Source organism: Arthrobacter sp. 10N43 (assembly GCF_056394525.1).
Genome location: NZ_JBFTIA010000001.1, coordinates 108,077 through 128,268 on the forward strand (window position 1 = coordinate 108,077; position 20,192 = coordinate 128,268).

A 20,192-nucleotide genomic window follows, 5' to 3' on the forward strand; every position below is an offset into this window, starting at 1 on the left:
GCCGATGCAGATCAGCATGACCGTTAACGGCACCGACGTCACGAGCGAGATCGAGCCCCGGGTACTCCTGGTCCACTACATCCGTGAGGTCCTGGGCCTCACCGGTACGCACTGGGGATGCGACACCAGCAACTGCGGGACGTGTGTGGTCCTGATGGACGGCCAGCCCGTGAAGTCTTGCACCGTCCTGGCCGCCATGGCCGCGGGGCACGACATCCGCACGGTCGAGGGCCTGGCCGCCGGCGGCACCCTCGACCCCGTCCAGCAAGGCTTCATGGAGGAGCACGGGCTTCAGTGCGGTTTCTGCACCCCGGGGATGATGCTCACGGCCCGCGCGCTCTTGGACAAGAACCCACACCCGGACGACGCCGAGATCCGGCAGGCGATATCCGGGCAGATCTGCCGGTGTACGGGTTACGCCACGATCGTCCGGTCGGTGCAGTGGGCCGCCGCCCATCCTGCTGGCGGCCTGGACGAGGCACCGGCCTCCGCCCATTCTGCCGGCACCGGCCTGGACGGCACCGATACGGCCGTCCCGGATGTCACCACAGAGACAGCGGAAACAGACGCGGAGGTAAAGGCATGACCGTCATCCATGACCGGCCGTCAAACCCGGCTGCCGGCGACGAGGACCGCCCGATCGGCTATGGCCGTATCCAGCGGAAGGAAGACCCCCGCTTTGTGCGCGGCCAGGGCAACTACCTGGATGACATCGTGCTGCCCGGGATGCTGCACGGCGCCATCCTGCGTGCTCCGGTGGCGCACGCCCGGCTCGTGTCCATCGATACCACCAACGCCCTGGCGCATCCGAAAGTGGTGGCAGTCATCACCGGCAAGGACCTCCTGGGCCTGAAACTCGCGTGGGCACCGACGCTCTCCGCCGACGTCCAGGCCGTGCTGGTCACGGACAAAGTCCGGTTCCAGGGGCAGGAAGTCGCGTTCGTGGTGGCCGAGGACCGTTACGCGGCCCGGGATGCCCTGGAGCTGATCGACGTCGAATACGATGTGCTTCCTCCGCTGGTGGACGCCCGCAAGGCGCTCGATGCCGACGCCCCGGTGATCCGGGACGAGATCGAGGGCCGGACGGACAACCGGATCTTCGACTGGGAGATCGGTGACAAGGCCGAGACCGATGCGGTGTTCGCCTCCGCGGACGTTGTGGTCAGCCAGGAGGTGGTGTATCCGCGGGTCCACCCCGCACCGATGGAGACATGCGGCGCCGTCGCGGATTTCGACGCAGTCAGCGGCAAGCTGACCCTCTACGAGACCACCCAGGCCCCGCACGCGCACCGGACCCTGTTCGCGATCGTGGCCGGCATCCCCGAGCACAAGATCCGGATCGTCTCCCCTGATATCGGCGGCGGCTTCGGCAACAAGGTCGGAATCTATCCCGGCTACATCCTCGCCGTCGTCGGCTCGATCGTCTCCGGCCGCCCGGTCAAATGGGTGGAGGACCGCTCCGAGAACCTCATGTCGACCTCGTTCGCCCGGGACTACATCATGCAGGGCGAAATCGCGGCGACCAAGGACGGCAAAATCCTTGCCCTGCGCACCCACGTGCTGGCCGACCACGGCGCGTTCAACGCCACCGCCCAGCCCACCAAGAACCCGGCCGGATTCTTCTCCATCTTCACCGGCAGCTACGACCTCAAAGCCGCCCACTGCTCCGTCACTGGCGTTTACACCAACAAGGCGCCCGGCGGCGTGGCCTACGCGTGCTCCTTCCGCGTCACCGAGGCCGTCTACCTCGTGGAGCGGATGGTGGACGTCCTGGCCCGCAAGCTGGATATGGATCCAGCGGAGCTGCGGCTGAAGAACTTCATCAAGCCGGAGCAGTTCCCCTATGCCAACAAGACCGGCTGGGTCTACGACTCGGGCGACTACGAGGCCGCCATGCGGCTCTCGATGCAACTGGCCGGGTACGAGGACCTCCGCCGCGAGCAGGCCGAAAAGCGCGAACGCGGGGAACTCATGGGCATCGGCGTGGCTTTCTTCACGGAGGTCGTGGGAGCCGGCCCGCGGAAACACTTCGACATTGTGGGCCTGGGCATGGCCGACGGCGCCGAGCTGCGCATCCACCCCACCGGCAAGGCCGTGGTCCGCATCTCGGTGCAGAGCCAGGGCCAGGGCCACGAGACCACCTTCGCCCAGATCGTGGCAGAGGAACTCGGCATCCCGCCGGAAGACATCGAGGTGGTGCACGGGGACACCGACCAGACCCCCTTCGGCCTGGGCACGTACGGCAGCCGGTCGACGCCGGTCAGCGGCGGTGCCGTGGCCCTTGTTGCACGTAAGGTGCGCGAGAAGGCGAAACTGATAGCCGGGGCCATGCTCGAGACCCGCCCCGAGGACCTCGAGTGGGAAAAGGGCCGCTGGTTCGTCAAGGGCGACCCCAGCGTCGGCAAGACCATCGCCGAGATCGCCATGGGCGCCCACGGCACCGTTGCCCTGCCCGAGGGCGTGGACGGAAACCTGGACGCCGAAGTCACGTACGACCCGCCCAACCTCACCTTCCCGTTCGGGGCCTACATCTGCGTCGTGGACGTCGACTCCGGCACGGGGCAGGTCAAGGTGCGGCGCTTCATCGCTGTGGATGACTGCGGCACCCGGATCAACCCTATGATCATCGAAGGCCAGGTGCACGGCGGTCTGACGGACGGCGTCGGCATGGCCCTGATGGAGATCATCGAGTTCGACGAGGCCGGCAACAACCTGGGCGGGTCCTTCATGGACTACCTGATCCCCACGGCCATGGAGGTGCCGGACTGGGAGACCGGATTCACCGTCACCCCGTCCCCGCACCACCCGATCGGGGCGAAGGGCATCGGCGAGTCCGCGACAGTCGGCTCACCGCCGGCGATCGTCAACGCCGTCGTCGACGCCTTGGCGCCTTTCGGCGTCACGCATATGGACATGCCGTGCACGCCCGCCCGCGTCTGGGCCGCCATGCAGGGCAACGCCAGGCCGCCGATCTGATGACCACACCAGCAGTATCCCTGGCCGCCCGGGCGGATGAACTCACCAGCCGCCGCGAGCCGTTCGTCCACGCCACGGTGGTCCGCGCCCAGCGTCCCACGAGCGCCCATGCCGGAGACACTGCCCTGGTGCTGCCCTCCGGGGAGATCCAGGGTTTCGTGGGCGGGAACTGTGTGGAGGCCTCGGTGCGGGAGTACAGCCTGCAGGTGCTGGCTTCCCAGGAACCGCTCCTGCTGCGGGTGCTGCCCGGCGAACCGTCCCGCATGGTCGAGGAAGGCGCTGTCGAGGTCACCAACCCCTGCCTCAGCGGCGGGGCGATCGAGATTTTCCTCCAGCCGCGGATCCCGGCGCCCCGGGTCCTGGTGGTGGGCACGACGCCGGTGGCCCAGGCCCTGGCGACGCTCGGCTCGGGCGTCGGCCTGGAAGTCGAACTCACGGACGGCGTGGGCGCCGACCCCCGCGGCGATGACGCTGCATTGATTGTCGCCTCGCACGGAAAGGCAGAGGAGAGTGCTCTGGAAGCCGGCCTGCGCGCGGGTGTCCCCTACGTTGCCCTCGTGGCCAGTGGAACCCGGGGCGCGGCCGTCCTGGAGTCCCTCGACGTCGACGACGCGGCGCGGCGGCGGGTCTTCACGCCGGCCGGGCTGCAGCTCGGCGCCCGGACGCCCGGGGAAATCGCGCTGTCCATCCTGGCCCAGCTGGTGGGGGAACGGTCCAAGGCGCGGCGCGCTGGTCCGCCCCCTGCGCCGCACGCAACTATTGCCGCAGCCGCGGCAACGGCCTCGGAACCAGGGCCGGCGAGCGCGGTCGACCCTGTGTGCGGCATGTCCGTCCCGGCCCTGGAGTCGTCCCTGCATCTGCTCCACGACGGCGCCACGTTCTACTTCTGCTCCCCCGGCTGCCGGGCCGCTTTCGGCAAGGATCCGGAGCGCTATGCCGTCGCGAGCTGAACCGGTGGGGGGCACCTCACTCCGGACCGCAGGGATCATCCTGGCTGCGGGAGCCTCCCGGCGCCTGGGCCGACCCAAGCAGCTCCTGCCCTACGGTCCGGGAGTCCTGCTCGACGCCGTCCTGGCGACCGCGCGGGACTGCGCCTTCAGCCAGACAGTGCTGGCCCTGGGCGGATCGGCGGCCGAAGTTTCGCGCATGGTGGACACCGGCGGCTGCGATGTGGTGCTCAACCCGGACTACGGCGACGGGTGCGCGTCCTCCATCGCCACAGCGCTCGCCGCCGTGCATCCCGATACCGATGCCGTAGTCCTGCTGCTCGGCGATCAGCCCGGCGTCCGGGCAGCGAGTGTCCGGGCCGTGCTTGGCGCCCTCCGGCAGCCAGGTTCAGGCACCCCGTCTGCCGGTGGCGTGCCTGTCCCCGGCATGCCGGCCGGCATCGCGGTGTGCCGCTACGACGACGGCGTCGGCCATCCGCTGGCGTTTGCCCGGCGCCTGCTTCCGGACCTGGCCGGCCTGCGCGGGGATAAAGCCGTGTGGAAGCTCCTCGAACAGCGGACGGACGACGTCGTCGAGGTCCGCACGTCCGGCCCCGTCCCCCGGGACGTGGACACGGAGGACGATTACAGGCGCCTCCTCGACGGGCTGCAGGGGGCCATATGAGTACCGCGGCGCGGGCCGGAGCGGAACAGGACGTGCTGCGCCGGGTCCCGGATGTCGGGTCACTCATGGCCGCGCTGGACCGCACGAACTACCTGGCCGACGTCGGGTTGGCGACGGCGCTGTTCCTGGCGGTCCGCCTGCCGCAGCCCATCCTGCTCGAAGGTGAGGCCGGAGTCGGGAAAACAGAGGCCGCGAAGGCCCTGGCCGGGCTCCTGGACACCCCGCTGTACCGGCTGCAGTGCTACGAGGGAATCGACGCCGGCGAGGCGCTCTATGAGTGGAACCACCAGCGCCAACTGCTTGGCATCCGGCTGGCTGAAGTCCGCGACGCGGAGGTCACGGAGACCGACCTCTTCGCCCCCCAGTACCTTCTGCGGCGGCCGCTCCTGCAGGCGCTTGAGCATCCCGGCCCGCGGCCTGCCGTGCTGCTGCTGGACGAGATCGACCGCGCCGACGCCGAATTCGAGGCCTTCACGTTTGAGCTCCTTGCCGAATCCGCGGTCACCATCCCCGAGCTCGGCACTATACGCGCCACCCATCCCCCGATTGTGATCCTGACCTCCAACCGGACGCGGGACCTTCACGACGCGTTGACCCGCCGCTGCCTCTACCACTGGATCGACTACCCGGGGCCAGCCCGGATCGCGGAGATCGTGCGCCGCCGGGTGCCTGCCAGCAGCGGCCCGTTGGCCCTGCAGGCCGCGGCCGTCATCACCCGGCTGCGGACCCTGGACCTGGCCAAGCCGCCGGGCATTTCCGAGGCCATCGACTGGGTCTCTGCCCTGGCCGTGCTGGGGGTGGAACGGATCGACGCCGGCACGGCCGAACGGACGTGGGGCTCGGTCATCAAGAACCGCGATGACCTGGAGCTCGTCGGCACCCGGGGGGCGGCCTGGGTGGTGGAGGGCACTGATGGGTGAGAACTACAGGGCCGGGGCCGACCGGCCGCCGCGGGTCGAGGCAGCCGCCTTGTCCGCCGCGTTGGTCACGGCAATCCGGAGGGCCGGTCTTTCGACGTCGCCGGACCGGGCGGCCCGGCTGGCCGAGGCCCTCCACCTGATCCCGCCGACCGACCGTGAGCAGCTCTACTGGACGTGCCGCGTTGTGCTCGTGTCCGCCCGGGAACAGCTGCCCGTCTTTGATGCCGTCTTCGCAGCCGTTTTCCGCGGGAAGGCCGCCACCGCGCGGCCGCTCAGCACGGGCCGCCCGGCAGAGCCGAGGCCGCCCATTCCGGGCGCGTCGAGCAGGCCCGCAGCGCCGGACATGCGGCCGGTGGACACGGTCCCCGGCCAGCAGCAGGAGCCGCGGGTGGCCTCCCCGGACCGGGACAGCGCGTCGGAGGCCACCCGAACTGGCGGGGAGGCCGTCCTGGCCATGGTTTCCCCGGACGAACACCTGCATGAGACCTCCTTTGCCGAGCTGTCCGCCGACGAAGTCACGGATGTGCGTCGGCTGGCAGCGGCGCTGCAGCTGGCCACCCCGCTCCGCCTGAGCCGCCGCACCCGAACGTCCGCACACAGCACGGCGAGCCTGGACGTCCGGGCGACGGTGCGGGCCGCCCGGCGTTCCGGAACAGACGCGCCGCTGCTGCTGTATGCCCGCCGTCGCAAACAGCGCCGCAAACTGGTGCTGCTGTGCGACGTGTCCGGATCGATGGAACCCTACTCGCGCGTCTTTGTGTCCCTGCTGCAGGGCGCGGTGACCGGCGCCGGGGCCGAGGCCTTCGTCTTCGCCACGCGGCTGACCAGGCTTACGCGGCAACTCGCCCTGCGCGATCCGGACCAGGCGCTGGCCGGGGCCGCTGCCTCCGCGCCGGACTGGGCCAGCGGAACCCGGATTGCCGAATGCCTCCGGCGCTTCGTCGACGAGCACGGCCGCCGCGGTCTGGCGCGGGGCGCGGTGGTGGTGGTGTTTTCGGACGGCTGGGCCTACGAGGATCCTGACCAGGTCGCAGCGCAGATGGTCCGCCTGCGCCGGCTCGCGCACAGGATCGTCTGGGTGAATCCGCGCAAGGCCGCTCCGCGGTACCAGCCCCTCGTGGGCGGCATGGCAGCAGCACTGCCCTATTGCGACGCCTTCGTCAGCGGCCACAGCTATACGGCCCTGGCGGAGATGGCGGCCGCCATCCGCGGCGACGGCCCAACGGCAGCCACTGGACAACGACGAGCGAGAGGCAAGGAACCAACCCATGCAAATTGACACGACGTTTTCGCTGGTCGCACCGATAGGCCGGGTGTGGGAGACGCTGATGGACTTTGAAAAGGTGGCTGGTTGCCTGCCCGGCGCCAAGATCCTCAACAAGCTCTCGGAGGACGCCTACCAGGTGGGCATGAGCGTGAAGCTGGGCCCGGTCACCATGCAGTACAAGGGCCTGCTGACAGTCATTGAACGAAACGCCGACGAACACCGTGCCGTCCTTGGCGGCAAGGCCCAGGAAACCCGCGGACAAGGCACCGCCGAGGCCACCGTCACCCTGGTGCTGGCCGAAGACGGTGCAGCCACGCAGGGGACGGTCAGCGCCGACCTGGCGCTGTCAGGAAAGGCAGCGGCCATGGGAAAGGGGGTGATCGGAAGCGTCACGGAGCAGATGATGTCCCTCTTCGCGGACAACCTCCAGGCCATGCTCGCAGAGGCGGCACCCCCAACCCCGGAGCCCGTCACGGAACTGGTCACGGAACTGGTCACGGAGCCAGCGGCGGCGGAGGCTGAGGCTGAGCTTCCCGCGGCCGTCCCGGAACCGGTCCCCGCGGCGGCTGTGGTTTCCGGTATTGAACCGGCGGGCACAGCCCGTCCAGGCACTGCCCCCCCGGCGGCCCCAACGGCGGTCCGGAGGGAAGCCGAACCCGCCGGCAGCCTGGATGCCCTGACCCTGGCCAAGGGCATCGCGGCAGACCAGCTCTCCAACCCGGTGAAAGTCCTCGGCGTCCTCGCCGCCGTGGCGTGCGTCGCCTACTGGGCCGGCCGGCGCTCGGCATTCCGGACGCTCCGGCTGTGCGGCAGGCTCTAAGGAGCACCGATGCGCGATGTCCTGGCGGCTTTGTTGGCGGACTGGCGCAATGGCGCCACGGCGGGCCTGGCCACCGTCGTGAGCACATTCAAGTCCGCGCCGAGGCTCCCCGGAGCAGCCATGCTGGTGACGGCCGACGGCGACGCCGTCGGCTCCGTCTCCGGCGGCTGCGTCGAGGGTGCCGTCTACGAGCTGGCCACCCAGGTCAAGGACGACGGCGAGCCTGCCCTGGTCCGCTACGGGATCAGCGACGACGACGCCTACGCGGTTGGCCTGACATGCGGCGGAATCATCGACATCTTCGTCGAACCGGTTTCCCGGCACCGCTTTGCCGAACTCGACGCCGTCGCGCAAGACATCGACGCCGGGCGCCGGGTGGGGGTGGCCACTGTCATCGAACACCCGGATGCGACCCGCGTGGGGCGGCACCTGATCGTACGGCCCGAAGGATACGAAGGTGACCTGGGTTCGGAACGGACCAACCGCGCCGTCGGCGATGACACCCAGGGCCTGCTGGCGGCCGGCCGCACGGGCATCCTGACCTACGGGATTGACGGTGAGCGGCTGGATACCGGCATGCGCGTCTTCTTCACCAGCTACGCTCCGCCGCCCCGCATGATCGTCTTCGGCGCCATCGACTTCGCCGCGGCGCTGGCCCGGCTGGGTACGTTCCTGGGGTACAGGGTCACCGTCTGCGATGCTCGGCCCGTTTTCGCCACGCCCGCGCGGTTCCCCGACGCCGCCGAAGTGGTCAACGCGTGGCCCCACCGGTACCTGGGCGACCAATTCGCCCAGGGCCTGCTGGACGCCAGGTCCGTGCTCTGCGTCCTCACCCACGACCCGAAATTCGATATCCCCGTCCTCGAGGTGGCCCTGCGCGGCAGTCCCGTGGCCTTTATCGGCGCCATGGGATCCCGGCGCACACACGAGGACAGGATCGCACGGCTGCGCCAGGCGGGACTCAGCGAGGACGAAATGTCCAGGCTCCACAGCCCCGTAGGCCTGGATCTGGGCGCCCGCACGCCGGAGGAAACGGCCGTCTCCATCGCTGCGGAGTTCATCGCCCAGCAGTGGAGCGGCAGCGGCGAACCGCTGCGGCAACTCGTCGAACGGATCCATCATGACGAGCAGCTGTAAGCACGAAGAATTGATCAGACGGCCATGATTGCGGGCGAGGCCCTGCGCTGGACACTGGCGGGGTTGCTGGTCGCGGCGACGCTGTACTCGGCCTGGCGGGGCATGGCCGCAGCACAGCCCACCGGGCGGGTCGACTCGGGGCTGCACGCCCTCATGACGGCGGCCATGGCCATCATGCTGGTCCCGGGCGGCCAGTGGCCTGTTTTGCCGCAGGTGCTGCTGTTCTCACTCGGAGCCTGGTGGTTCGTCGTACAAGCCGTCCGACGCCCGACCCCCGGCCGGGACGGGTCGCCGCCGTCGGGTCCGGCGAAGCCCCTCTACGACGCCGCGGCCATGGCCGCGATGGCCTTCATGCTCGCTGCCACGGGTCTCTGGGGGCTGCCAGCGTCCGCGGCGGTACCGCCGCCCCGGCGCCAGCTGATTTCGCTGCCGCATCACGGTGGTTCGGCAGCAGCTGCGTTGGCGGCGCCGGACCCGGCCTGGAGCGCGGAGCCAGCACTGATGCCGTCCGCGGTTTCCGGGCTGGCCATCGTCTTTGGCTTGGCCACGGTCCTGTGGACGGCCCGGCTGCTCCTGCAATTCTGGCCCGGTTCGGAGGAACCGCCGGTGCGCCCGGCCATCCGGTCGCCCGGCGGCTGGTTGCGGAACGGACACTCCGCCGGTTTCCGGGACTTGGCCGACACCGCCGTCGAGGTTGTCGGGGCCGCCGCACTGGCCCTCATGTTCGCCGCCCTGGCCGCCTGAACGCACGCTGGCAGGCGCGCGAGGCGGGCGGGGAGCCAGCGTGCGGTGTTTCAACGCCAGTGCTTCAACGGTCAGAGCGCCTCCGGCGTAAGCTTCATGCCATGGCGAGATACTTCGATGTGCACCCCGAGAACCCCCAGCCGCGTTCCATCCTCCAGGCAGTGGAGATCGTGCGCTCAGGCGGCCTGATCGCCTACCCCACGGATTCCTGCTATGCGCTGGGCGCGCAGCTGGGAAGCCGGGAGGCACTGGACAGGATCCGCACCATCCGGCAGCTGGACAACAAGCATCACTTCACGCTTGTCTGCAAGGATTTCGCGCAGCTGGGACAGTTCGTCCAGATCGACAACGACGTTTTCCGCAGCATCAAGGCAGTCACGCCCGGCAGCTACACGTTTATCCTCCCCGCCACCAGGGAAGTCCCCAAGCGGCTGTTGCACCCGAAGAAGAAAACAGTCGGCGTGCGCATCCCGGACAACCACGTGGTCCAGGCGCTCCTGGCGGAGCTCGGCGAACCGCTGCTGTCCAGCACGTTGCTGCTGCCGGATGAGGAGGACCCTCTCACGCAGGGCTGGGAGATCAAAGAGCGCCTGGACCACGTAGTGGACGCCGTGATCGATTCCGGCGACTGCGGTGCCGAGCCAACAACGGTGATCGACTACTCAAGCGGCGTCGCGGAAGTCGTACGGGTGGGTATGGGCGACCCCTCCCGTTTCGAGTAGCGGACGGGCGGTACAGGCCGCCGCTCAGCGACGGTACGTGCTAGGCGGATTCCGCGGTGCGCGCCTGCCGGTTCCGCAGCCAGCGGCGGACGAGGTCGATCGCGGCGACCAGGCCGGCCAGGGGCGACAGGACGGCCGCGGCGTACACGAACATCAGCCAGGTCAGGGTGGTCACCGGGGACTGGCGGGTGCTCAGGAGGGACAGTCCGCCGAACAGGCCAAGGACCCAGAACAGGACGACGCCGGACAGCACTGCGGCCGCCGGGAAGTACTCATTGGTGACGACTTTCTTCAAGGTTTCCATGGGCCCTCCTCACGCCCGGCGGTGGGACAGCCCGCCAGGGTCTTTCCAAGTATGGGGCCCGGCAGTGCCGAATTTCCCGAGAAAACCGGCCACGTGACGAAGCTAACTCTTCGCCCGGCGGCGCCCGGCCTTGCCGCGTCAGACCCCCTCGATCAGACCGCTCAGCCGGGCCCCCTCGTCAGACCGCTGCCCTGACGCGCTGCAGGAAGGAATCCAGGACCCGGCCGGCATTCTCATGCATGCGTCGGGACTCTGCGGCAGGCAACTGCCGGCCCTTGGGCGCGTTCAACCGCTCACCCAGATACAGCAGCGCCGCCAGCACCTCGGAGAGTTCGGAGTTGCTCTCCGCACGCTGCCGCAGGAGCCTCAGATGAGCCTCTTGCAGGGCCGGACCCGGGGCGCAGCCAAGGTCGCGGTCAAAGAGCCGGCGGCAACGGTCATAGGCCGCCAGTCCTTCGGCCGGCAGGCCGGCCTGTTCATAGGCAGTCACCAGTACGGTCCACGCCCGTTCGTTCAGTGGCTCGGCCCGGATGGCAGCTTGGACCAGGTTGACGGCGTCGTCCGGGTTGTCCAGCAGTGCCGCCGTTTCGGCCGCGAGGATCTGCAGTGCCACCCGCTCGGCTGCGTGGCGTGCACGCGCCTCTTCCGCCCAGTCGGAGGCAAGTTCGAAGCCGAGCAGCGGCTCGGCCGAGACCTCGAGGGCCTCGAGCATGAGCGGGTAGGCCTCAACCGCAGCCAGCTCGCCGGCTGCGCGGACCAGCCCCCGGAACCGGAACAGGTCCAGATCCACGAGTGTGGGGTCCAGGACGTAACCGCTGTTGGCCGTCCGGAGCGGACCGGTCTTGGTCTGCCCTGGCTGGATGGCACGCCGGATGCCGCTGATGTAGCTCTCGAGCGTCGCCACTGAGCCATCGCTGGCCCCGGCACCCCAGAGCATATCGATCAGCCGGGTCTTGGACACGGGAGTGCCCAGGTTCAGCAGAAGAATTTCCAGTATGTGCCGGGGCTTGCATCCCCCCATGTCGGCGGCGGTGAGTGACACGCCGTCCCGGCGCACTTCGAATGATCCGAACAAGCGGACCGAAATGGAGGGTGTAGTTCCCGTTTGGCTATCCACGATGTTCTCCGATTTCCCCAGGTAAAACGAACTGAATCGTCTGCGAAGAGCCGGATCAACATTGAAACCAGGCCATACTGAGACTCTGTTCCCTCCGGCTTTCCAATGTCACCGTTACACGCCGGACAGGGCGCAACAAGGCATGCCGCTACGCGATCTTTCGCCCAAAGAAAGACGCGTACAGGCGTCAGTATCGTTGAGTAAGGACGTGGAGCGGCGGGCAGGTACTTGTGGCGCCAAACGAGTGATTCACCGCACACCACGCATGGGGAATCCAAGTAGTCTGAGGCGGCCCCGAGTTCGTGCCCGCTGCGACATTTCCGGCGCCGGGAACCGCCACTCCGCGCTGGATTTTCCCTGCCGCCGGATGGAGCCTGCGGCAGGATTTTTCCTTATTGGTTGTCGGTCATCTCCGCCGGAACAGCCACCAGCCGCAGGTCCGCTCCGTCGCGAAGCACTACAAGCTCCAGTGGTTCACCGATCGCTTCGGCGAACAGCAGTTTCTGCAGGCTCTCGGCGTTGGACACGTACATCTGGCCGACCCTCAGCAGGATGTCGCCGGCCCGGAGCCCGGCGCGCTCGGCGGGCGAACCGGGGAGGACTTCAACTACCAGCAGGCCCTCCCTGCGGCCCGTCCGGACAACGGCACTTGGCTGCAGCTGGATGGGAGTGTTCACCAGGCCCAGATAGGCGCGGCGAACCCGGCCGTCCTTAAGCAGCGAGCCGATGATCCGCCGGGAGGTGGCGTTGATAGGGACGGCCAGGCCGAGCCCGACTCCGGCCACCGCCGTGTTGATGCCTACGATCCGCCCGTGCGCGTCGGCCAGCGCGCCTCCGGAACTGCCGGGGTTGAGGGCTGCGTCGGTTTGGATGACGTCCTCGATCACGCGACGGTTCCGTCCGGACCAGACGGGAATGGACCGGCCCAGCCCACTGACCACACCGGCCGTGACAGAACCGGCGAGCCCCAACGGGTTGCCGACCGCTATCACCAGTTGGCCGACCCGGAGGGATTCGGCGTCGCCCATTTCCGCCGGTGCCGCCGTGGGTGCCCTGCCATGGACCACGGCGAGGTCGGAGAGCGGGTCCGCGCCCACCACATCCACGGCCGTGGTGGTGCCGTCGGCGAAGACCGCGCGGCCGGACTGGGCGCCGCCCACCACGTGGGCGTTGGTGAGCAAGTATCCGTCTGTGGTGAACAGGACGGCCGAACCAGCCCCCACCCTGACCAGCCTGCCGTTGCGCCCGCTGCCTGTCATTTCCAGCGCTGCGACGTGCTGTGTGACAGCTTCGGCCACACGGATGACAGTCGCGGAATAGGAATCCAGCGGGTCTTCAGAGACCTCGGATCCGGGGACCCTGCTGATGGATGCTGCCACAATGCACCTCCTGCTAAGCGGTACTCATCCAAGTCAACCACCGCCGCCCCGCCGCTAGTCCCGGAGTGCCTACGCCGTCAGAGAAATACGCCGGATGAAGCTGCTGCCGTGCAACAGTTCAGCCGGGCGCGGATCCGCGGCTAGGCTCGATGTAGATCCGTCCGACGGCCCAGGAGAACCTACGTGATACCAGCGTCCGCTTCCCCCGCTCCGCTGCCCCCTGCGGGTCTGACCTGGGGCATCAAGCGCAGCTTCATGGATTACATTTCGGGACTCCCGGACGGAGCCGTTTCCGCCGCCGGCGGCGCCACGGTGACCGCCTCCGGGGAGTTCTGCTTCGCCAACGCCGGCTCCGAATACGATGCCGCCACCGGCACCGGCGTGCTGCGGTTCCGCGGCGACGTCCGGGTTGCCGGCCACCATGGAATGATGTTCGTCCGGCTGCTGGATCCCTGGGTCGAGTTCACGGCCGGGCATGGGGTCCTGTCCATCAGCACTGGCGACGGCGGCGGGATGGACCGTTCGGACGTCGGCACCCTGCGCACTGCCGCGCCCCGCAACATGGAGGGATTCCTGGTCTGGGAGCGTGTCGAGGTGGCCGTGTCCGCGGCGGGTTCGGACCTGTTCGACGGCCAGTACGCCGACGGCCAGGCGATGGACCCCCTCATCATCCGGGTGCCGGCCTAGGGCAGGGCAACTTGGCGCCCGGCCTAGCGTGGGCGCGCGGGACGGACCCTCACCGGCGAGATGACCCAGATCAGGGCGACGGCGGTCATGGTCCCCGCCGCCATGATCGAGGCCAGCACTACGATCTGGAAGCGGCCCGCTTCCAGCGGCGAGAGCCCGCCGAAGATCGCACCCACGAACGCCCCCGGGAGGGTGACAAGGCCCGTCGTCTTGGTCTGGTCGGTGGAAGGGATGAGGGCTGCATAGACGGCGCGCCGGGCCAGCCACACCGTCGATTGCCGCCGCGTCGCACCCAGGGCAAGCCACGCTTCAACTTCGTCCCAATGTCCATTCACCGACTCGGCGAAGTGCCGGCCGGCCAGCGTCGCGATCGTCATCGCGTTTCCGATCACGATCCCTCCGATGGCCAGCGCGTAGCGGGGCGCGAAGGCGATCGCGCCGGTGCCGAAGACGATCGCCAGGGTCACCAGGATGCCCACCGCCATGGAGCCGCCCACCACGGCCAGGCGGCCCCACGTCCACCCCAGGCGCCGCGTCGCCGTCACGGCTGCCACCGTGAACATCACGAGCAGGGCGGCGCCGACCCAGACCGGGCTGGTGATGACACTGCCCAATATCAGGCTGATGACGGCCAGCTGTGCAGCTCCGCGCAGGATGGCCAGGGCCGGCGCGGTTCTGTGCGGGATCCGGAAAACCGCGAGCAGTGCCACGGTCACCACCATCAGGAGCCCGACGCACAGCACCGTGGGCAGGAGATCAGTGGAACCGGTCATGACGCCAGCCTATAGACCCTCCCGCAACAACACCTCCGCCGGAGATCTTGCCCCGCCGAAACACGCCTCTGCGCTGGGCACCGGTCCTTGGGTCTGCAAGGATGTGAACTGTCGTGGCGCCGTCGGGGGCCGAAGTTCGTCGAAGGAGACGCCCCATGGTTGAACCCGCCCGCATAGATGACGGCGTAGCTGACGGGGCCGTGGACGAGGTAGTTGTGGACGAGGTAGTTGAGCAGGTCCGCCGGCATGTCCTCCGGGCCCTGGCATCGGGCCCGGAATTCGGGTGGGCCGGACCGGACCGGGCGGTCTTCGAAGAACGCTTCGACCACCACTTCCCGGTTCTGCTCCGGCTCTTCCAAGACCTTTACGGCACACGACAGGACTGGGTGGATCAACTGACAAACCTCGTGCTGGAGTCCGCCCGCTCGTGGGTTCAGAGGCCGGCGGGGCTCAAGAGCCTCGACGCGGAACGCGAGCACAGCAGCGGCTGGTTCCAGGCCAACACCATGCTCGGCGGCGTCTGCTACGTCGACCGCTATACCGCGGACCTGGACGGTATCCGCTCCCGGATCCCCTATTTCAAGGAGCTGGGCCTCACCTATCTGCACCTGATGCCCCTGTTCCTGGCCCCCGAACCGCACTCCGACGGCGGCTATGCCGTCTCCAGCTACCGGGACGTCAACCCTCAGCTGGGCAGCATCCAGCAGTTGCGCGACCTTGCCGCTGAGCTGCGGGCCAACGGCATCAGCCTCGTGGTCGATTTCATCTTCAACCACACTTCAGACGAGCACGACTGGGCCCGGAAGGCGGCGGCGGGCGACCCGGCGTACAGCGATTACTACTGGATCTTCCCGGACCGGTCCATGCCGGACGCGTTCGAGCAGACTGTGCGAGAAATTTTCCCGGACGACCACCCCGGATCCTTCATCCAAACGCCGGATGGCCGGTGGGTCTGGACCACCTTCCACACGTTCCAATGGGACCTGAACTACTCCAACCCGGACGTCTTCCGGGCCATGGCCGGGGAGATGCTCTTCCTGGCCAACCAGGGCGTGGAGATCCTCCGGATGGACGCCGTCGCCTTCGTTTGGAAGCAGCTGGGCACGCCGTGCGAGAACCTGCCCGAAGCCCACACGCTGCTGCAGGCGTTCAATGCCGTGTGCCGGCTGGCCGCGCCGTCGGTGTTGTTCAAATCCGAGGCGATCGTCCACCCCGATGAGGTGGCCCGCTACATCGACCCCGCCGAGTGCCAGCTGTCCTACAATCCCCTGCAGATGGCGTTGATCTGGGAGGCCTTGGCCACCCGCGACGTCTCGCTGCTCAACCAGGCCCTGGAGCGGCGCCACAACATTCCGGACGGCACGTCCTGGGTGAACTATGTCCGCAGCCATGACGACATCGGCTGGACGTTCGCCGACGAGGACGCGGCCGAGCTCGGCATCAATGCCTTCGAACACCGGCGGTTCCTCAATTCCTTCTACGTCAACCGGTTTCCGGGCAGCTTCGCCCGCGGGGTGCCCTTCCAGGACAATCCCCGTACCGGGGACTGCCGGATTTCCGGCACGACGGCGTCCCTGTGCGGGGTGGAGGGCGACCCAGCCGCGGCGGTGAACCGGATCCTGCTGGCCCATTCGGTGGCCTTCAGCACCGGGGGCATCCCGCTGCTGTACCTCGGTGACGAGGTGGGCCAGTCCAACGACTACCAGTACGCCCGCGAGGAAGGGCACGGAACTGACAGCCGCTGGGTGCACCGGCCGCACTATCCGGCCGCAGACTATGCACGGCGCGCGGACCAGGAAACGCCCGCCGGGGCGGTTTACGCCGGGCTGCGCCGGATGATTTCCGTACGGTCCTCGACGCCGGAACTGGCCGGCACCCGGCTGGTCGGGTTCGCCACGAACAATCCGGGTGTCCTGGGGTACCAGCGTCCGGGAGACGGAACCCTGGTCCTCGTGCTGGCCAACTTCAGCGACGGCCCGCAGGAGGTGCACGCGGTGACGCTGTCCGGCTTCGAAGGCGACGCCGTGGACCTCCTGACCGGAGCCGGCATGCGCCTTGACGCGGGAATCGGACTGAACGCCCAGCAGTTCCTCTGGCTGCGGGTGACACCCAGGCCCTGAGGCCTCGCCGGAGGACCGGCGGCATGGGCTGGCCGCGAAGAGGGGGTGGTGGCTGCCGGTTGCTCTGCCAGGAACGGGAGACTTGGAGAAGGGTCGCGCCCGGCCGCACGCTGGTTGAGGAGAGCGTGCGACCGGAATCTGTGGTGTGACGGCCCCGGTTCGGCCGTCTTTCTGATCCTGTTTCTACTGTCCCGCATCCCCCTGAGAAGAGTCTGAGAGTGACCTCTCCCGGCACCCCCGGCCACACGTCCGGATGGCACCGGCATCTACCCGGGGTATGGGGCGGGGGGTGAGGCGGCGGAAATGCGCCACACTGGTTGTCCGGATCCCTGCGTTGCCGCATTCTTGGAGGATGGGACTGGGCAAGCGGGCCACACATGACCGCCCCGGCAGGGGCGCCGTTGACTGGGGCGTGCGCAAGCGTTCGACGGCGGTCGCCGTCGGCGTCGTGGCCGTGGCGTTGCTTCTCGGCGGCATGGTCCTGCTGGTGCTGCTCCAGGCGTCCCTGGCCAGGTCAAGCGACGCCGCAGCCCGGCAGAAGTCTCTGGATGTGGTCGCCGAAATGGAGGACATGGATATCGCGGATGCCCGGGCCTACATTATTGATACCGCCCATGCGGGCCAGTTCGTCCAGGTGCTGGACGCCGCAGGGTACGTGCTGGCCGGCTCGGATCCCGAGATCGCCAACGCCCCGCTGTCTGCCCAACGGCCCGCCCCGGGCCAGACCATGACCCAGGATGTCTCGGGCCTTCCGAGCATCGCGGACACCGACGACTATCACATCGTCACGGTGGGAGCGCGGACAGGCACTTTGAGCTTTACGGTGGTGGTGGCCCAGGCCTCGCAGATTCAGGCCGACACCATCGCCACGGTGGCATGGTTCATGCTGGGTGCCACGCCTCTGCTGCTGGCCACGGTGGCCGTGTCCGTGTGGCTCCTTGTGGGAAGATCCCTCCGCCAGGTGGAGCGGATCCGGGGCCAGGTGGCCCGGATCGACGCCGAGCAGCTGGACGGGCGGGTCGATGTGCCGGCCACGAACGATGAAATCCAGGCTCTGGCACAGACCATGAACACGATGCTGGACCGGCTGCAGGCCTCGGACAGCGAACAGCGCAGGTTCGTCTCGGACGCCAGCCACGAACTGCGCAGCCCGCTGGCCACACTGAGGGCCGGAATCGAAATCGCGGCCGCGGATCCCACCGGGGCGATGTGGCTGCAGATGAAGGACGTCCTCACCGACGAGACAGCCCGCATGAGCTTCCTGGTCGAGGACCTCCTGACCCTGGCCAAGGCGAACGACGGCGGCCTGAAGGTGGAGCAGAAAGACGTCGATCTTGACGACGTGCTGGACCAGGAGATCCGCCGGCTGCGGTCAACCAGCAAGAACCAGATTCAGGCGACGCTCGTTCCCGCACGGATCCGCGGCGACGCCCGCCGGCTGGCGCAGGTCCTGCGGAACGTCCTGGACAATGCCGACCGCCATGCCCTGTCCCGGATCGCCGTGGACCTGCGCGCCGCCGGGGACCAGGTCATCATCACGGTCGACAACGACGGCGACCCCATCCCGGAGGCGGACAGGGAGCGGATTTTCGAACGATTTGTCCGGCTCGACGGCAGCCGCTCCCGGGAAGGCGGCGGCAGCGGACTGGGCCTGGCCATCGCAGCCGGCATCGTAGCCGCCCATCACGGGACCATCCGGCCGACGAACGCGCCGGCGGGCCACTGCCGGTTTGAGATCGCCTTCCCCTGCCCGGAGGCGGCGGCACCGGAGGACGTCAGCCCTCGCGAAGCTCGACGGCACGGGGCTCAGGGATCGGGTCGGCGCTGAGCTGATAGCCCATGCCACGCACGGTGGTCAGGCTGTGGAGACCAAAAGGCCCATCGATCTTGCGCCGAAGGTAGCCGATGTAGACCTCCACGACGTTATTCGCGCCCTCGAAGGCCGGATCCCAGACGTTTTGCAGGATCTCCGCCTTTGAGACGATCTGGTCGTGCCGGCGCATCAGGTAGTGCAGGAGCCCGTACTCCCTGGCCGTGAGGCTGATGAGGGTATCTCCGCGGCGGACACTGTGACTGACGGGGTCCAGGGACAATGTGCCGAGTGTCATGATGACGGGCCTGGCCGGCGCTCCACGCCGGATCAGCGCCCGGATCCGGGCGACCAGCACCAGGAAGCTGAACGGTTTGGTCAGGTAGTCATCCGCGCCCAGGTCGAAGGCATCCGTCTGGTCGTATTCGCCGTCCTTGGCCGTGAGCATCAGCACCGGAGTCCAGACTTTCCGGTTCCGCAATTCCTTCAAGACGTCGTAGCCGTTCATCCGCGGCAGCATGAGGTCCAGGAGGATGGCATCGTACGCGTTCTCGAGCGCGGCGGAGAGTCCCCGGACGCCGTCGTGGGCAACGTCGACGACGAACCCCTCATTCTTCAGTCCGCGCCGGACTGTTTCCGCCAGGGCGTGCTCATCTTCCACCATCAGAATCCGCAATCCAGACCCCTCCTTTTGAGCAAGTATGGCCCTTACTGGGCCGGCCCGGAAGGAACCTGACGTGTCCATGTCGGTGGGAAGGGGTCACCTCGCCCGGCTAGGCCTGTTGGGCGGGGCCGAACAGCCATCCTGACACGTCGCTGCGCAGGACCACGTGGGGTCCGCCGGTGGCACTGACGCTCCCGTTGGGGACGTAGTAGCCGCGCCCTGCCCCGGGCCCTCCGGCTGCGCGGTCCAGGGCGTCAGTGAGGCTCCGGTTCAGGTGCCCGCTGGGGCCGAGGGACCGCAGCTCATTAAGTTCCTCCGGCGTCAGCCGTCCCAGCACTCCAGCGATATCGGCCATGGTGAATCCCTCCCTACGGATGGTGGTGCGCATGGTGGATGATGCCTAAAGAATCAGGGTAGGACACCGAAGTTAACGCCGCGTGACGCCCCGGTGACCAGTGGCGAACGAAGTGCAGGGGGCCGCGCCGCTGACCGCCGCCAGGAGGTGTCACGAGCGTCACTGCCGCGACTGCCCCAGTCCCCAGCTTTTACCCGGTGTCATGCTGTACCGTTCAATCCCGGAGAACCGGAAAGACTCCGGATCACAAACTGAATCACACACCCCGCAACGGAAATGAGTACCACCAGGTGGCAACCGATTATGACGAAGTACGCTCCGACGTCGCGGAATCACGCAACGCTTCCCTGGAGGCCCTCCGTTCGGCTAACGCGCCTGACGCCCGCAGCGTGGTCCGCGAGCTCGACGAGGCAGACACTTCCGAGGGCGTAGAGCTTCCGGGGGCAGACTTGTCCGGCGAGGAACTGACTGTCACGGTCATCCCGCAGAAAGAGGACGAGTTCACCTGTTATTCCTGCTTCCTGGTGCGGCACCGGTCCCAGCTGGCCAAGGAAAAGGGCGGCCACGCCTACTGCGCGGACTGCCTCAGCTAAGACCCGCCCTCTCCCGCACGCAGGCGGCCGGAGGAGTTCAGCCCGGCACAGGAAGTTTGGCACCCGTCCTCGACCGCGTCAGTCACGCGCCGAGTACACTGCTGTCACATGCTTCACAATAGTTTCGGGCAGCGGCCGGACATGACCCGCACGGGCCTCTTCGGCTACGCTCCTGTTGACGATGCGGCGAGTG

20 protein-coding genes are annotated in these 20,192 nt (G+C 68.2%); 14 read left to right on the plus strand and 6 right to left on the minus strand.

Annotation, left to right across the window (positions count from 1 at the left end; genetic code table 11):
• Window positions 1-4 precede the first annotated feature (4 nt).
• The 10 genes from AC1DDO_RS00465 to AC1DDO_RS00510 all read left to right on the plus strand — a co-directional run bounded on the left by AC1DDO_RS00465 (window position 5) and on the right by AC1DDO_RS00510 (window position 10,197).
• Window positions 5-586, plus strand: coding sequence for a (2Fe-2S)-binding protein (locus tag AC1DDO_RS00465; protein WP_476971172.1), 582 nt, complete (start codon window positions 5-7; stop codon window positions 584-586).
• The gene (locus AC1DDO_RS00470; RefSeq protein ID WP_476971173.1) at window positions 583-2,976 is read left to right on the plus strand and encodes an aerobic carbon-monoxide dehydrogenase large subunit; all 2,394 of its coding nucleotides are present in this window, start codon (window positions 583-585) and stop codon (window positions 2,974-2,976) included. Before AC1DDO_RS00465 ends, AC1DDO_RS00470 begins: the two co-directional genes overlap by 4 nt.
• The gene (locus AC1DDO_RS00475; protein ID WP_476971174.1) at window positions 2,976-3,926 is read left to right on the plus strand and encodes an XdhC family protein; all 951 of its coding nucleotides are present in this window, start codon (window positions 2,976-2,978) and stop codon (window positions 3,924-3,926) included. Before AC1DDO_RS00470 ends, AC1DDO_RS00475 begins: the two co-directional genes overlap by 1 nt.
• A complete protein-coding gene (locus tag AC1DDO_RS00480; protein ID WP_476971175.1) occupies window positions 3,910-4,587 on the plus strand; it encodes a nucleotidyltransferase family protein in 678 nt (225 codons plus the stop codon). Before AC1DDO_RS00475 ends, AC1DDO_RS00480 begins: the two co-directional genes overlap by 17 nt.
• Window positions 4,584-5,507: an AAA family ATPase gene (locus AC1DDO_RS00485; RefSeq protein WP_441408544.1), complete on the plus strand. Its 924-nt coding sequence runs from the start codon at window positions 4,584-4,586 to the stop codon at window positions 5,505-5,507. The genes AC1DDO_RS00480 and AC1DDO_RS00485 overlap by 4 nt, the downstream gene beginning before the upstream one ends.
• Window positions 5,500-6,786 carry a vWA domain-containing protein gene (locus tag AC1DDO_RS00490; protein ID WP_476971176.1) on the plus strand — a complete coding sequence of 429 codons (1,287 nt, stop codon included), beginning with the start codon at window positions 5,500-5,502 and terminating at the stop codon, window positions 6,784-6,786. The genes AC1DDO_RS00485 and AC1DDO_RS00490 overlap by 8 nt, the downstream gene beginning before the upstream one ends.
• Window positions 6,776-7,594 (plus strand): SRPBCC family protein, encoded by an 819-nt coding sequence (locus tag AC1DDO_RS00495; protein ID WP_476971177.1) that lies wholly within the window; start codon window positions 6,776-6,778, stop codon window positions 7,592-7,594. Before AC1DDO_RS00490 ends, AC1DDO_RS00495 begins: the two co-directional genes overlap by 11 nt.
• A gap of 9 nt (window positions 7,595-7,603) precedes the next feature.
• A complete protein-coding gene (locus AC1DDO_RS00500) occupies window positions 7,604-8,731 on the plus strand; it encodes an XdhC family protein (protein ID WP_476971178.1) in 1,128 nt (375 codons plus the stop codon).
• Window positions 8,732-8,755: 24 nt separating this feature from the next.
• The gene (locus AC1DDO_RS00505) at window positions 8,756-9,475 is read left to right on the plus strand and encodes a DUF5134 domain-containing protein (RefSeq protein ID WP_476971179.1); all 720 of its coding nucleotides are present in this window, start codon (window positions 8,756-8,758) and stop codon (window positions 9,473-9,475) included.
• Window positions 9,476-9,576: 101 nt separating this feature from the next.
• A complete protein-coding gene (locus AC1DDO_RS00510; RefSeq protein ID WP_441408539.1) occupies window positions 9,577-10,197 on the plus strand; it encodes an L-threonylcarbamoyladenylate synthase in 621 nt (206 codons plus the stop codon).
• Window positions 10,198-10,237: 40 nt separating this feature from the next.
• Here the strand turns inward: AC1DDO_RS00510 and AC1DDO_RS00515 are convergent, their stop codons facing one another.
• The 3 genes from AC1DDO_RS00515 to AC1DDO_RS00525 all read right to left on the minus strand — a co-directional run bounded on the left by AC1DDO_RS00515 (window position 10,238) and on the right by AC1DDO_RS00525 (window position 12,997).
• Entirely contained in the window at window positions 10,238-10,501 is a 264-nt protein-coding gene (locus tag AC1DDO_RS00515) for a hypothetical protein (protein ID WP_476866275.1), read from the minus strand.
• 178 nt (window positions 10,502-10,679) lie between these two features.
• Complete coding sequence (locus AC1DDO_RS00520) at window positions 10,680-11,618, minus strand: AfsR/SARP family transcriptional regulator (RefSeq protein WP_476971180.1); 939 nt, start codon at window positions 11,616-11,618, stop codon at window positions 10,680-10,682.
• Window positions 11,619-12,010: 392 nt separating this feature from the next.
• Entirely contained in the window at window positions 12,011-12,997 is a 987-nt protein-coding gene (locus AC1DDO_RS00525; protein WP_476971181.1) for a S1C family serine protease, read from the minus strand.
• A 183-nt stretch (window positions 12,998-13,180) separates the two neighbouring features.
• On the opposite strand from AC1DDO_RS00525, the gene AC1DDO_RS00530 reads away from it, so the two are divergent.
• Window positions 13,181-13,684, plus strand: a complete 504-nt coding sequence (locus tag AC1DDO_RS00530) for an HtaA domain-containing protein (RefSeq protein WP_476866278.1) — start codon at window positions 13,181-13,183, stop codon at window positions 13,682-13,684.
• Window positions 13,685-13,707: 23 nt separating this feature from the next.
• On the opposite strand, the gene AC1DDO_RS00535 is transcribed toward AC1DDO_RS00530, so the two are convergent.
• A complete protein-coding gene (locus AC1DDO_RS00535; RefSeq protein WP_476866279.1) occupies window positions 13,708-14,457 on the minus strand; it encodes an ABC transporter permease in 750 nt (249 codons plus the stop codon).
• A gap of 155 nt (window positions 14,458-14,612) precedes the next feature.
• Here AC1DDO_RS00535 and AC1DDO_RS00540 point away from each other — a divergent pair, with 155 nt between their 5' ends.
• Together AC1DDO_RS00540 and AC1DDO_RS00545 are read left to right on the plus strand one after the other, a co-directional pair.
• Complete coding sequence (locus tag AC1DDO_RS00540; protein WP_476971182.1) at window positions 14,613-16,577, plus strand: amylosucrase; 1,965 nt, start codon at window positions 14,613-14,615, stop codon at window positions 16,575-16,577.
• Window positions 16,578-16,929: 352 nt separating this feature from the next.
• A complete protein-coding gene (locus AC1DDO_RS00545; protein WP_476971183.1) occupies window positions 16,930-18,405 on the plus strand; it encodes a sensor histidine kinase in 1,476 nt (491 codons plus the stop codon).
• Here AC1DDO_RS00545 and AC1DDO_RS00550 read toward each other — a convergent pair.
• Window positions 18,353-19,063 carry a response regulator transcription factor gene (locus AC1DDO_RS00550; RefSeq protein WP_441408531.1) on the minus strand — a complete coding sequence of 237 codons (711 nt, stop codon included), beginning with the start codon at window positions 19,061-19,063 and terminating at the stop codon, window positions 18,353-18,355. The two genes, AC1DDO_RS00545 and AC1DDO_RS00550, sit on opposite strands and share 53 nt — an antisense overlap.
• A 97-nt stretch (window positions 19,064-19,160) precedes the next feature.
• Window positions 19,161-19,406 (minus strand): hypothetical protein, encoded by a 246-nt coding sequence (locus tag AC1DDO_RS00555; protein WP_476866282.1) that lies wholly within the window; start codon window positions 19,404-19,406, stop codon window positions 19,161-19,163.
• A 290-nt stretch (window positions 19,407-19,696) separates the two neighbouring features.
• Here AC1DDO_RS00555 and AC1DDO_RS00560 point away from each other — a divergent pair, with 290 nt between their 5' ends.
• A complete protein-coding gene (locus tag AC1DDO_RS00560; RefSeq protein ID WP_223987258.1) occupies window positions 19,697-19,999 on the plus strand; it encodes a DUF4193 domain-containing protein in 303 nt (100 codons plus the stop codon).
• Window positions 20,000-20,192: the final 193 nt, after the last annotated feature.

Bases quoted from the DNA above. Each gene is read 5' to 3' on its own strand.
- AC1DDO_RS00490 (WP_476971176.1), top strand. From the start codon at position 5,500: ATGGGTGAGAACTACAGGGCCGGGGCCGACCGGCCGCCGCGGGTCGAG.
- AC1DDO_RS00485 (WP_441408544.1), top strand. From the start codon at position 4,584: ATGAGTACCGCGGCGCGGGCCGGAGCGGAACAGGACGTGCTGCGCCGG.
- AC1DDO_RS00555 (WP_476866282.1), bottom strand. From the start codon at position 19,406: ATGGCCGATATCGCTGGAGTGCTGGGACGGCTGACGCCGGAGGAACTT.
- AC1DDO_RS00470 (WP_476971173.1), top strand. From the start codon at position 583: ATGACCGTCATCCATGACCGGCCGTCAAACCCGGCTGCCGGCGACGAG.
- AC1DDO_RS00465 (WP_476971172.1), top strand. From the start codon at position 5: ATGCAGATCAGCATGACCGTTAACGGCACCGACGTCACGAGCGAGATC.
- AC1DDO_RS00535 (WP_476866279.1), bottom strand. From the start codon at position 14,457: ATGACCGGTTCCACTGATCTCCTGCCCACGGTGCTGTGCGTCGGGCTC.
- AC1DDO_RS00505 (WP_476971179.1), top strand. From the start codon at position 8,756: ATGATTGCGGGCGAGGCCCTGCGCTGGACACTGGCGGGGTTGCTGGTC.
- AC1DDO_RS00480 (WP_476971175.1), top strand. From the start codon at position 3,910: ATGCCGTCGCGAGCTGAACCGGTGGGGGGCACCTCACTCCGGACCGCA.
- AC1DDO_RS00510 (WP_441408539.1), top strand. From the start codon at position 9,577: ATGGCGAGATACTTCGATGTGCACCCCGAGAACCCCCAGCCGCGTTCC.
- AC1DDO_RS00495 (WP_476971177.1), top strand. From the start codon at position 6,776: ATGCAAATTGACACGACGTTTTCGCTGGTCGCACCGATAGGCCGGGTG.
- AC1DDO_RS00545 (WP_476971183.1), top strand. From the start codon at position 16,930: ATGGGACTGGGCAAGCGGGCCACACATGACCGCCCCGGCAGGGGCGCC.
- AC1DDO_RS00515 (WP_476866275.1), bottom strand. From the start codon at position 10,501: ATGGAAACCTTGAAGAAAGTCGTCACCAATGAGTACTTCCCGGCGGCC.
- AC1DDO_RS00475 (WP_476971174.1), top strand. From the start codon at position 2,976: ATGACCACACCAGCAGTATCCCTGGCCGCCCGGGCGGATGAACTCACC.
- AC1DDO_RS00540 (WP_476971182.1), top strand. From the start codon at position 14,613: ATGGTTGAACCCGCCCGCATAGATGACGGCGTAGCTGACGGGGCCGTG.
- AC1DDO_RS00500 (WP_476971178.1), top strand. From the start codon at position 7,604: ATGCGCGATGTCCTGGCGGCTTTGTTGGCGGACTGGCGCAATGGCGCC.